Origin of the sequence: Streptomyces sp. NPDC004266 (assembly GCF_042874095.1) — a bacterium.
Taxonomy (GTDB): Bacteria; Actinomycetota; Actinomycetes; order Streptomycetales; family Streptomycetaceae; genus Streptomyces.
In genome coordinates this window covers 110168-121793 of sequence record NZ_JBIAMM010000009.1, presented here as the reverse complement: position 1 = coordinate 121793, position 11626 = coordinate 110168, and the positions used below count along the sequence as shown (strand labels likewise).

At 75.1% G+C, this 11626-nt stretch carries 12 protein-coding genes; 6 read left to right on the top strand and 6 right to left on the bottom strand.

Going from position 1 to position 11626, the window contains the following annotated elements; all coding sequences use genetic code 11:
- Positions 1–43 precede the first annotated feature (43 nt).
- Positions 44–799 (top strand): maleylpyruvate isomerase family mycothiol-dependent enzyme, encoded by a 756-nt coding sequence (locus tag ACFYUZ_RS22435; RefSeq protein WP_389312188.1) that lies wholly within the window; start codon positions 44–46, stop codon positions 797–799.
- Between the two features lie 67 nt (positions 800–866).
- On the opposite strand, the gene ACFYUZ_RS22430 is transcribed toward ACFYUZ_RS22435, so the two are convergent.
- The 3 genes from ACFYUZ_RS22430 to ACFYUZ_RS22420 all read right to left on the bottom strand — a co-directional run bounded on the left by ACFYUZ_RS22430 (position 867) and on the right by ACFYUZ_RS22420 (position 3554).
- The gene (locus tag ACFYUZ_RS22430; RefSeq protein ID WP_389311868.1) at positions 867–1532 is read right to left on the bottom strand and encodes a response regulator; all 666 of its coding nucleotides are present in this window, start codon (positions 1530–1532) and stop codon (positions 867–869) included.
- Positions 1529–2752, bottom strand: coding sequence for a sensor histidine kinase (locus ACFYUZ_RS22425; RefSeq protein ID WP_389312186.1), 1224 nt, complete (start codon positions 2750–2752; stop codon positions 1529–1531). Before ACFYUZ_RS22425 ends, ACFYUZ_RS22430 begins: the two co-directional genes overlap by 4 nt.
- Before the next feature lie 106 nt (positions 2753–2858).
- Positions 2859–3554: a TetR/AcrR family transcriptional regulator gene (locus ACFYUZ_RS22420; RefSeq protein ID WP_389311866.1), complete on the bottom strand. Its 696-nt coding sequence runs from the start codon at positions 3552–3554 to the stop codon at positions 2859–2861.
- Between the two features lie 140 nt (positions 3555–3694).
- On the opposite strand from ACFYUZ_RS22420, the gene ACFYUZ_RS22415 reads away from it, so the two are divergent.
- Positions 3695–4198 (top strand): nitroreductase family deazaflavin-dependent oxidoreductase, encoded by a 504-nt coding sequence (locus ACFYUZ_RS22415; protein WP_389311864.1) that lies wholly within the window; start codon positions 3695–3697, stop codon positions 4196–4198.
- 35 nt (positions 4199–4233) lie between these two features.
- Here the strand turns inward: ACFYUZ_RS22415 and ACFYUZ_RS22410 are convergent, their stop codons facing one another.
- Positions 4234–5487 carry a geranylgeranyl reductase family protein gene (locus ACFYUZ_RS22410; RefSeq protein ID WP_389312184.1) on the bottom strand — a complete coding sequence of 418 codons (1254 nt, stop codon included), beginning with the start codon at positions 5485–5487 and terminating at the stop codon, positions 4234–4236.
- A gap of 342 nt (positions 5488–5829) precedes the next feature.
- Between ACFYUZ_RS22410 and ACFYUZ_RS22405 the strand changes: the two genes are divergently transcribed.
- Positions 5830–7194: a dipeptidase gene (locus tag ACFYUZ_RS22405; protein ID WP_389311862.1), complete on the top strand. Its 1365-nt coding sequence runs from the start codon at positions 5830–5832 to the stop codon at positions 7192–7194.
- A gap of 85 nt (positions 7195–7279) precedes the next feature.
- A complete protein-coding gene (locus ACFYUZ_RS22400; RefSeq protein ID WP_389311861.1) occupies positions 7280–7981 on the top strand; it encodes an MBL fold metallo-hydrolase in 702 nt (233 codons plus the stop codon).
- Between the two features lie 8 nt (positions 7982–7989).
- Here the strand turns inward: ACFYUZ_RS22400 and ACFYUZ_RS22395 are convergent, their stop codons facing one another.
- A complete protein-coding gene (locus ACFYUZ_RS22395; protein ID WP_389311859.1) occupies positions 7990–9024 on the bottom strand; it encodes an NUDIX domain-containing protein in 1035 nt (344 codons plus the stop codon).
- A gap of 136 nt (positions 9025–9160) precedes the next feature.
- Between ACFYUZ_RS22395 and ACFYUZ_RS22390 the strand changes: the two genes are divergently transcribed.
- Positions 9161–9340, top strand: coding sequence for a hypothetical protein (locus ACFYUZ_RS22390; protein WP_389311857.1), 180 nt, complete (start codon positions 9161–9163; stop codon positions 9338–9340).
- Positions 9341–9408: 68 nt separating this feature from the next.
- On the opposite strand, the gene ACFYUZ_RS22385 is transcribed toward ACFYUZ_RS22390, so the two are convergent.
- Entirely contained in the window at positions 9409–10371 is a 963-nt protein-coding gene (locus ACFYUZ_RS22385; protein ID WP_389311855.1) for an ROK family protein, read from the bottom strand.
- A gap of 130 nt (positions 10372–10501) precedes the next feature.
- Here ACFYUZ_RS22385 and ACFYUZ_RS22380 point away from each other — a divergent pair, with 130 nt between their 5' ends.
- Positions 10502–11533: a LacI family DNA-binding transcriptional regulator gene (locus ACFYUZ_RS22380; RefSeq protein WP_389311853.1), complete on the top strand. Its 1032-nt coding sequence runs from the start codon at positions 10502–10504 to the stop codon at positions 11531–11533.
- The last annotated feature ends 93 nt before the right edge of the window (positions 11534–11626 follow it).

The window sequence follows — 11626 nt, the reverse complement described above, 5'->3', positions numbered from 1 at the left end:
GCGCCACCGCTCCCGGGCTGCCAGAATCCGCGGCATGGACACCCTGAAGACCACGGAGCACATCCAGGCGCTGGAGGCGGCCGGTCTCGGCCTCGCGGACGCCGCCGCCGAGGCCGGACCCGACGCGGAGGTGCCGACCTGCCCCGGGTGGCGGATCCGCGACCTCCTCCGGCACACGGCCATGGTGCACCGCTGGGCCACGACCTTCGTGGCCGAGGGCCGCACCGCCTTCCACCCGGGCGGGGGCGAGACGACGCTCGACGGCGAGGAGCTGCTGGCGCACTTCCGCGAAGGGCACGCGCGGCTGGTCGCCGCCCTGCGCGCGGCGCCGGAGGACCTGGAGTGCTGGACCTTCCTCCCGGCGCCCTCGCCGCTCGCCTTCTGGGCCCGCCGCCAGGCGCAGGAGACGACCGTCCACCGCGCGGACGCGGAGTCCGCGCTCGCGGGCGGTCCGGGACCGGTGGACCCCGCGGTCGCCGCCGACGGCATCGACGAGCTGTTCGGCGCCTTCCACGCCCGCGACCGCAGCCGGGTGCGGACGCCCGAGCCCCGCACCCTGCGGGTGCGGACGACGGACACCGACGACGTCTGGACCGTTCGTCTGTCGCCGACGGACCCGCCCCGGACGGAGCGGGCCCTCCACGCCACGGGCGGTCCGGCCGACACCGAACTGAGCGGCCCCGCCGACCTGTTGTACCTGACCCTGTGGAACCGGCTGCCGGCCGGGGCCGTCACCCTGACCGGCGACGAGGAGATCCTGCGGGTGTGGCGGGAGACCTCCGCGATCACCTGGAGCTGAGGCGGGCCCTCGGGCCGGCCGGGACCGGGCCGCCCCTCAGGCCGGCGGGCCGGGGCCGGGGCCGCCCTCAGCCCAGCCAGCCGGGTCTGACCAGCCCCGACTCGTAGGCGAGGACGACGAGTTGGGCACGGTCCCGGGCGCCGAGCTTCACCATGGCGCGGCTCACGTGGGTCTTGGCGGTGAGCGGGCTCACGACCAGCCGGCGGGCGATCTCCTCGTTCGACAGGCCGATCCCCACCAGGGCCATCACCTCCCGCTCCCGCTCGGTCAGGGCGCTCAGCGCGGCCGTGGCCGCCGGGGCCTTGGAGCGGGCCGCGAACTCCTCGATGAGCCGGCGGGTGACCCCCGGGGAGAGCAGCGCGTCCCCGTGGACGACGGCCCGCACGGCCCGCAGGAGCTCCTCCGGCTCCGTGTCCTTGACCAGGAAGCCGGAGGCGCCGGCACGGATCGCCTCGAAGACGTACTCGTCGAGCTCGAAGGTGGTCAGCATGACGACCCGGACCCCGGCGAGGTCAGGGTCCTCGGTGAGGCGCCGTGCCGCCTCCAGCCCGTCGAGGCCGGGCATCCGGATGTCCATGAGCACGACGTCGGGACGCAGCGCGCGGGCCCGGTCCACCGCCTCCTCCCCGTCGGCGGCCTCGCCGGCGACCTCGATGTCGGGCTGGGCGTCGAGCAGCGCGCGGAACCCCGCCCGTACCAGCGACTGGTCGTCGGCGAGCAGGACACGGATCACGGACGGTTCTCCTCGGGTCTCGGGGCCCTCCCCGCCCTCGGGGCCTCCCGCGGGCGGAGGGGAAGGACGGCGTGGACGCGGAAGCCGCCGTCCGGGCGGGCGCCCGCCTCGATGGTGCCACCGAGGGCGCCGGCCCGCTCCCGCATTCCGGCGAGCCCGTTCCCGCTGCCGCCGGCCTCCGTGCCGGTGGCGGGGCCGTCGTCGTCGACGGTCAGCTCCAGGCGCCCGGAGCCCCCTCCGATCCGCACCCGGGCTGTGCGCGAACCGGAGTGCCGCACCACGTTGGTGAGCGCCTCCTGCACGATCCGGAAGGCGGCGAGGTCGGTGCCCGGCGGCAGGGCGGCCGGGGGGCCGCTCGTCGAGACGGTGACGGTGAGGCCCGCGGCGGCGGCCTGCTCGACGAGTTCGGGGAGCCGGTCGAGGCCGGGGGCCGGGGCGCGGGGGGCGTCACCGGGGGCACGGAGGGTGTCGAGGACCTGCCGGACCTCGCCGAGCGCCTCCTTGCTGGCCGCCTTGATGGTGGTCAGCGCGGTCCGGGCCTGCTCCGGGTCGGAGTCCAGGAGGGCGAGGCCGACGCCCGCCTGCACGTTGATCACGGAGATCGAGTGGGCCAGCACGTCGTGGAGTTCGCGGGCGATGCGGAGCCGTTCCTCGTCGGCGCGCCGCCGCTCGGCGGCGGCCCGCTCGGCCCGCAGCTGGGCGCCCTGCTCACGCCGCACCCGGACCACCTCGGAGGCGGCGAGCACGGCCACCGCGAACGCCGCGGCCGGCAGCTCCTGCCCCCAGGGGGCGGGCCCGTCACCGGCCGGGGGCAGCCACCGGTAGAACCAGTGGGAGAGCAACAGATGGCCCGTCCAGAGCAGGCCGATGGCCCACCAGGCGGCGGCCCGGTGCCCGTGGACGACGGCCGCGAAGCAGGCGACGGCGACCATGACGAAGACCGGGCCGTACGGATAGCCGGCCGCGAGGTACCCGAGGGTGACGGCCGCGACGGCGAACACCACCGGCACGGGCCTGCGGTGACGCAGCAGCAGCGGGGCCGCCCCGAGCAGGAGCAGGGCCCGCCCGAGGGCGTCGAGCGCCTCCCGGTCCGGCTGGTTCCGCGCGGAGAAGCCGGTTCCCGCCATGACGAACACGGCGATCAGCAGCGTCGACCGCCAGGGCAGCCCCCCGCCTCGTCCCCATCGCTCCCAGGGGCCGCGCGGCCGCTCCTCGTGCATACCGGCGTCCATACCGGTCACGCTAACCGCGCCGGCCCCGCCCGCACGTCAGCCCGGCGGGGTGGTCGCCCCTACTCCCCCGGGAGTACGAGGGCGGGTCGTCGGGTCAGCCGCGCGGGAGCAGGCCCACGTCCTGGCCCAGGCGGCGGGCGGCCGTCGCGAAGAAGGTGTCGCGGTCCTCGACGACGCGGTGGAACTGGCCGAAGACCTCGAAGGAGACGAGGCCGAAGAGCTGCGACCAGGCGGCGACGAGCGCGACGGCGAGGGCCGGCGGGAGGTCCGGGGCGATGTCGGCGCCGATGCGGACGGCTTCGGGGCGCAGGTCCTCGGGCAGCGGCGGGAGGGCGACGCCCTCGCCGGTGTGGGCCCGGCGGGCGATGTCGATGAGGACCAGACCGACGCGGGAGGCGGGGACGACCGTGTCCTGGGGGGCGGTGTAGCCGGGGACGGGGGAGCCGTAGATGAGGGCGTATTCGTGGGGGTGGGCGACGGCCCAGGCGCGGACCGCCCGGCAGACGGCGGTCCACCGGTCGAGGGGGCGCTCGGCCTCGGCCTCGGCGGCCGCCCGTTCGGCGGCGGCGCCGACGGCGTCGTAGGCGTCGACGATGAGGGCGGTGAGCAGGTCGTCGCGGCTGGGGAAGTAGCGGTAGAGCGCGGAGGACACCATGCCGAGCTCGCGGGCGACGGCCCGCAGGGACAGCTTGGCGGCGCCTTCGGCGGCGAGCTGGGTGCGGGCCTCGTCCTTGATGGCGGCGGTGATCTCGATGCGGGCGCGGGCGCGGGCTCCTCGAACGGTCGTCATGGAGAGCAGTGTGCCATTTTCGGAGCACTGGAACGAAACGAGAGCAGCGCTCTTGCTTGTGAGCACCGAACCGTGCACACTGATCTCAAGAGAGAGCAGTGCTCACGGTTTCGTTCCGCGGAATTCGCCAGGAGGCCCTCATGTCCGCTCAGCCCGCCACCCCCGCCGGCTCCTCCCCCGCCGCCCACGTCATGAAGCCCGGCTGGTTCACGGTGAACGTCTTCAACCGCGCCGTCGCCTGGATGACCCGCCGGGGCATCAGCGTCTGGGGCTCCCGCGTCCTGGCCGTCCGCGGCCGCAAGAGCGGCGAATGGCGCCGCACCCCCGTCAACCTCCTGACGGTGGACGGCGCCCAGTACCTCGTCGCCCCCCGCGGCCACGTCCAGTGGACGCACAACATGCGGGCCGCCGGCGGCGGGCAGCTGCACCTCGGCAGGCACGTGGAGGAGTTCACCGCGGTCGAGGTGGCCGACGACGACAAGCCCGCCCTGCTCCGCGCCTACCTCAAGCGCTGGAAGGCCGAGGTCGGCGTCTTCTTCGGCGGCGTCGGCCCCGACTCCTCCACGGAGGAGCTGCGGGCCATCGCCCCGAAGCACCCGGTCTTCCGCATCACGACGACGGGCCCCGCCGCCCCGGCGGCGTGACGCGGCCGGGGGCGACGGGGCCCGTGAAGGAACGGTCAGCCCTCTTCCGGGACGCTCTCCGGCTCGGACGCCGCGCGCTCGCGGGGACTGACGCCCCGACCCGCCGGGCCGACACCGGCCGAGGTGTCCATCCGCTTGTCGAGGAGCTCCAGGGCCCGCCGGGCCATGCCGTTCGAGCGGACCATGCCGCCGAGCGTGGCCGAGCCCCGGGTGATGTCGGCGAAGGCGTTCCAGGCCGGCCGCAGTCCCGTTATCGTCGCGTGCAGCAGCCCCGGCCGACGCTCGAAGACGGCGAGCATCCGCCGCCCGACCGCCATCTCGACACCGAGCCCCGCCTTGATGGCGAAGGCGTAGTTCAGGGCCTGGCGCCGCGCGTCGACCGCGTCGTTCGACTCGGCGACCCGCACCGCCCACTCGCCGGCGAGACGGCCCGAGCGCAGCGCGTACGAGATGCCCTCGCGCGTCCACGGCTCCAGGAGGCCGGCCGCGTCGCCGCAGACCAGGACCCGGCCGCGGGAGAGCGGCGAGTCGTCGGTGCGGCAGCGCGTCAGATGGCCGGAGGAGATCGTGGGCTCGAAGCCGGCGAGGCCGAGCCGGGCGACGAAGTCCTCCATGTACCGCTTGGTGGCGGCGCCCTCGCCGCGCGCCGAGATGACGCCCACGGTCAGCGTGTCGCCCTTGGGGAACACCCAGCCGTAACTGCCGGGCATCGGGCCCCAGTCGATGAGGACCCGCCCTTTCCAGTCCTCGGCCACGGACGGCGGCACGGGGATCTCCGCCTCCAGGCCCAGGTCGACCTGGCCGAGCTTCACCCCCACGTGGGCGCCTATCCGGCTGGCGCTGCCGTCGGCGCCGACGACCGCGCGCGCGAGGACGGTCTCGCCGTCGGCGAGGACGACGGCGACGGTCCGCCGGTCCGGGACGGCCGGACCGTGCTGCTCCACCCGGGTCACCGTGGCGCCGGTCCGCAGTTCCGCGCCGGCCTTCTGCGCGTGCTCGACGAGCTGCGCGTCGAACTCCGGGCGGTTGATGAGCCCGAAGAGCATCCGGCGCGAGCGGCGGGTGCGGGCGAAGCGTCCGTCCAGGGAGAAGGTGACGGCGTGGACCCGGTCCTGGAGGGGCAGTTCGAAGCCCGGCGGCAGCGAGTCCCGCGAGGGACCGATGATGCCGCCGCCACAGGTCTTGTACCGGGGCAGCTCGGACTTCTCCAGGAGCAGCACCCGGCGGCCGGCGACCGCCGCCGCGTACGCCGCGGACGCGCCGGCCGGGCCGGCGCCGACGACCACCACGTCCCAGACGTCCGCCGACTCCCCGGCGGGCTCGTCGCCCGCCCGGGCCGGCGCCTCGTCCGACGCCGCGTCGTCCGGGAGCCGCGCCGCCCCGTCGCCCGGGCCCCCGGCGGCCTCGGGGGCCGCGCCTTCGGGCTCGGTGTGCTCCGGACCGGCGTTCCCTGCGTGCTCGCTGCTCACGTGTGCTTCTGCTCCTGATCCGACCGGTGGTCTGCTCCTGACGCATCCTACGGCGCGGTAGCCAGAGGGCCGCCCGTAGGATCGACGCTGCGTTCGGCGTACCACGACATACGACGAACGTCGTCCTCACGTCGTAACGTCGCACCCATCAGGAGCGTGCCCATGACCTCGAATCCGATCGCCGAGACCGTCCGGTCACTGATGCCCCGGGCCAAGGCCGAGCTCACCGAGCTGGTGGCCTTCGAGTCGGTGGCGGACGAGGCCGTGGCGCCCCGCAGCGAGTGCGAGGCCGCGGCGAACTGGGTCGCGGACGCCCTGCGCGCCGAGGACTTCCAGGACGTGGCGCTGCTCGACACCCCGGACGGCTCGCAGTCCGTCTACGGCGTCCTGCCCGGCCCGGCCGGCGCGCCGACCGTCCTGCTGTACGCCCACTACGACGTGCAGCCGAAGCTGGACGAGTCCGTCTGGCTCTCCCCGCCGTTCGAACTGACCGAGCGGGACGGCCGCTGGTACGGGCGCGGCACCGCCGACTGCAAGGGCGGCTTCATCATGCACCTGCTCGCGCTGCGCGCCCTGAAGGCGAACGGCGGGGTGCCGGTGACGGTCAAGGTCGTCGTCGAGGGCTCGGAGGAGCAGGGCACCGGCGGCCTGGAGCGGTACGCGGAGCAGCACCCCGAGCTCCTCACGGCCGACGCCATCGTGATCGGCGACGCGGGCAACTTCCGCGTGGGCCTGCCGACGGTGACCGCGACCCTGCGCGGCATGACGATGATCCGGGTCACGATCGACACCCTGGAGGGCAATCTGCACTCCGGTCAGTTCGGCGGCGCCGCGCCGGACGCGCTGGCCGCGCTGATCCGCGTCCTGGACTCGCTGCGGGGCCCGGACGGCTCCACCGTCATCGACGGCCTCGCGGGCGACCAGGTCTGGGAGGGCCTCCAGTACCCGGAGGAGGACTTCCGTCAGGACGCCAAGGTGCTGACGGGCGTGTCCCTGCCGGGCTCCGGCACGGTCGCCGACCGGATCTGGGCGCGTCCGGCGGTCACGGTCATCGGCATCGACGCCCACCCGGTGGCCGGCGCGACCCCGTCGGTCCCGAAGTCGGCGCGCGCGCAGATCAGCCTGCGGGTGCCGCCGGGCGAGGACGCGGCCGAGGTGACGAAGCTGCTCTTCGCGCACATCGAGAAGCACACGCCGTGGGACGCCCGGGTGTCCCTGGAGCAGGTCGGCCAGGGCCAGCCGTTCCAGGCGGACACCTCCAGCCCGGCGTACGCGTCGATGGCCGAGGCGATGCGCGTCGCGTACCCCGGTGAGGAGATGCAGACGGCGGGCATGGGCGGCTCGATCCCGCTGTGCAACACGCTGGCCTCGCTCTACCCGGAGTCGGAGATCCTGCTGATCGGTCTGAGCGAGCCGGAGGCGCAGATCCACGCGCCGAACGAGTCCGTCTCGCCGGAGGAGCTGGAGCGGCTCTCGGTGGCCGAGGCGCACTTCCTCGTCAACTACGCCCGCTCGAAGCAGGGCTGACACCGGTTCGGTTCAGCGCTCGGCGAAGCTCGCCGAGAGCGTAGAAGCACACGGCGGACCTGCGCCGATGCGTAGGTTTCGCCGTATGGCTTCCATCGAACTCACCCGGATCACCCCGCGGTTGCACCTCCTCGACTTCTCGATCGGCCAGGCGTACCTGTGGCAGGACGAGGAGGGACTGACCCTGATCGACGCCGGCTGGGCCGGCACGGCCGACGACACGGCCGCGGCGATACGGTCGGCCGGCCTGGATCCGGACCGGCTGCGCCGGATCGTGCTGACCCACTGCCACCGGGACCACGTGGGCTCGGCCCAGGAGCTCGCGGACCGGCACGGGGCCGAGATCCTCGCGCACCGGCTGGACGCGCCGGTGATCCGGGGCGAGGCGCCGGTCCCGGAGCCCGACCTCCTGGACTGGGAGGTCCCGATCTTCGAGCACGGCCTGACCGCGCCGGAGGCGCCGCCGACCCGGGTCGACCGGGAGGTCGAGGACGGCGAGGAGCTGGGCTTCGGCGACGGCGCCGTGGTGGTGCACGCCCCGGGTCACACCCCCGGCTCGATCGCCGTCCATCTGCCGCGCCACGGCGTGCTGTTCGCGGGCGACACGGTGGCCTCGGTGCCGGACGTGATGTTCGGCGTCTTCCACGTCGACCGCGCCCTCGCCCTCGACTCGATGCGGGCCCTCGCGAAGCTCGCGCCCTCGGTGCTGTGCTGCGGGCACGGGGCCCCGGTGACCACGGACACGGCGGACCGGCTGGCGGCGGCCGCGGCGACGGCCCAGGCGTAAGCGGGGGTTCAGCCCACCGGGTCGCCCGCCTCCAGGTTGAGGACCGTGCCGCGTTCGCGGGCGCGCAGGGCCCAGTGGAGGCGGCGGTAGCGGACGGGGGGCAGCAGCTCGGCCGCCTCCTCCTCGGTGACGAACCGCCAGTCGCGGAGCTCGGCGCCGGGGAGGTGGAGGCGCCCGGCGTCGGCGGTGCGGAGCGTTCCGCCGTCGAAGAGGAGGCGCAGGCCGCCGTAGCCGGGGGGCTCGGGGCGTTCCCAGTCGACGAGCAGCAGCCGGGGCACGGCGTCGAGTTCGAGGCCGATCTCCTCGGCGACCTCGCGCATGCCGGCCCGGGCCGGGGGTTCGCCGGGCTCGACGACGCCGCCGGGGAACTCCCAGCCGGGCTTGTAGGTGGGGTCGACGAGGAGGAAACGGTCCTGCTCGTCGAAGAGCAGGACGCCGGCGGCGAGGGTCTCGCCGGTCGGCTCGGGCGTCTGGACGATGCCGCAGGGCGCGATCCGGTCGGCCAGGACCGCGTCGGCGACGGCCCGGGCGGTCTCGGTCACGGTGAGCGCGGAGGTGTCGAGCCTGTACGCGTCGTCTGCGAGCCAGTCGAGGGCGGCGCGGTACGACGGCAGGTGCCGGTGGCACCACTCCCGGACGCGCGCGTCGGTCTCGGGGTCGCCGTACTCGGCGCGGCTGTCTATCCGCTGCCGCAGGATCGTTTCCTCCGGGGCGAGCAGCACATGGCGCACGTCGATGCGGCGGGCGGCGAGCCCGCCGAAGATCTCGTCCCGGTACTCCTGGCGCAGCAGGGTCATGGGGACGACCAGGACGCCGCCGACCTCGGCGAGCAGGGCGGCGGCGGTGTCGACGACCAGCCGGCGCCAGATCGGCAGGTCCTGGTAGTCCTCGACCTCGGCGAGCCGCTTGGCCGGGAGCAGCCGGCGCAGCCCGCCACCGGTGAGCTCGGGGTCGTACAAGGTGCTGTTCGGGATCAGATCGACCAGCTCGCGCGCGGTGCTGGACTTTCCCGCACCGAACGTACCGTTGATCCAGACGATCACGTTTCCCCCTCTTCGATAGCCCCCAGTGGCTTGCCCGCAACACCCTGCCACGGAAACCACGAACACACGTCTCGGCATGTGCGTGACACTTCCGGGCGGCTCTCGTTGAGAACGGCGAGCACGAGGGGGTGCCGAGATGAGTCGTACGGTTCTCGAACGGTTTCCGGCCGGCGGGCCGCGGGGCAGCTGGCCGGCGGAGGAGTTCGCCGGCGCGCGGCGCGAGGAGGGAGTGCCGGCCCGGGTCGTGATGGACCTGGAGTCCGACGCGTTCCTGGTGGTCGTCGAACAGCGGACGGCGGAGCGGGCACGGGAGTGAGCCGGGTCCAGGAACCCTTCACGGAATTACGGAGTGGGGGACGGGAGTGAGCCGGGTCCAGGGGACCTTCACGGAGCCGGGGCGGCCGCGGCGAGGCCCGGGGCCGCTGCCGCCGCCGCGCCGAGGAGGCCCGCGTCCGTGCCCGTGACGGCGGGGACGACCGTCAGGTCCCGGACGAAGGAGAGCGCGGCGTAGGCGCGGAGGCTGCGCCGGAGCGGGGCGAAGAGGACCTCGCCGGCGCCCGCCACCCCGCCGCCGACGACCGCGATGTCGATCTCCACGAGAGCGGCGGTGGCGGCGATGCCCGCCGCGAGCGCCTGGGCCGCCCGCTCGAACGAGGCGACGGCGACCGGGTCCCCGGCGTGTGCGGCGGCGGCCACCGCGGCGGCGGAGACGTCGCCGTCGGGCCCCGGCCGCCAGCCGTTCTCCAGGGCGCGGCGGGCGAGGTGCGGGCCGCCGGCGAGGCGCTCGACGCAGCCGCGTCCGCCGCACGCGCAGGGTTCGCCGTCGAGGTCCACCGGGATGTGGCCGATGTGACCGGCGTTGCCGGTGGGGCCGGGGTGGACCCGGCCGCCGAGCACGAGGCCGCCGCCGACGCCCGTGGAGACCACCAGGCACAGGGCGTCGGAGTGGCCCCGGGCGGCTCCGAGCCAGTGCTCGGCCGCCGTCATGGCGACGCCGTCGCCGACGAGGGTGACCGGCCGCCCGGCCGTGGCCCGGCGCACCCTCTCGACGAGCGGATAGTCGCGCCAGCCGGGCACGTTCACCGGGCTGACGGTCCCCCGGGAGGCGTCGACCGGGCCCGCGCTGCCGATGCCGACGGCACCGGCGGACCCCCACAGCGGGGAGGCCGCGAGGTCGGCGAGGACCGCCTCGACCGCCGCCATGACCGTCTCGCCGTCCTCGCGCGCGGGCGTGGGCCGCCGGGAGCGGAGGCGGATGCGCCCCTCCCCGTCGACCAGCGCGCCGGCGATCTTGGTGCCCCCGATGTCGAGGGCGGCGACGAGGCCCGAGGCGGGGTCGGTGTCCATGCGCGCGAAGCCTCCTGCCGGCGGTGGGAACGGGAAGTGATTCCCTACAGTCTCCCAGTTATGACAACGTTGTCCAGGGCCTATGCTCGAACCGAGATCGACTCGACACGCTCCGGAGGAACCGCGCACCGTGGCCGACACCGCCCGTCCCGAGCCCCGCTACGGCAACCGGCCCACGATGAAGGACGTCGCCGCCCGGGCGGGCGTGGGCCTCAAGACGGTGTCCCGGGTCGTCAACGGCGAACCGGGCGTCACCCCGGACACCGAGCACCGGGTGCGGGAGGCCATCGAGGCGCTGGGGTTCCGCCGCAACGACAGCGCGCGCGTCCTGCGCAAGGGCAGGACGGCGACCGTCGGGCTGGTCCTGGAGGACCTCGCCGACCCCTTCTACGGGCCGCTCAGCCGGGCGGTCGAGGAGGTGGCGCGGGCGCACGGGGCCCTGCTCATCAACGGCTCCAGCGCCGAGGACCCGGAGCGCGAGCAGGAGCTGGCGCTCGCGCTGTGCGCGCGGCGCGTGGACGGACTGATCGTCATCCCGGCGGGCGGCGACCACCGTTATCTGGAGCCCGAGATCCGGGCGGGCGTCGCCACCGTCTTCGTCGACCGCCCGGCGGGCGGGATCGACGCGGACGTCGTCCTCTCGGACAACTTCGGCGGCGCGCGGGCCGGGGTGGCGCACCTCGTCGCGCAGGGCCACCGGCGGATCGGATTCATCGCCGACCGGCCCGGCATCCACACCGCGAAGGAGCGGCTGCGGGGCTACCGGGCGGCGATGGAGGACGCGGGCCTCGACGTGGCCGAGACGTGGGTGTCGCTCGGCCCGACCGACCCGGAGCGGGTGGCGGAGGCGGCCGGGGCGATGCTCTCCGGGCCGGAGCCGGTGACGGCGCTGTTCGCGGGCAACAACCGGGTGACGGTCACCGCCGTACGGGTCCTCGCCGGTCGTGAACGCCCGGTCGCCCTCGTCGGCTTCGACGACATCGAGCTCGCCGACCTGCTGGGCATCACGGTCATCGCCCAGGACGCGGCCGCGCTCGGCCGGACGGCGGCGGAACGGCTCTTCCGGCGCCTGGAGGGGGCCGACGAGGCGCCGGCCACGGTGGTCCTGGAGACCCGCCTGATCGCCCGCGGCTCGGGCGAGGTCCCACCGACCGAGTCCTGACGCCCGGCCAGGCCCGGCCCGCACGACCGAGAGCCGGGCTTCACGCCCCCCGGCCCCGCCTCGTACGGACCGAGCCGGACTCCCCACCCCCGG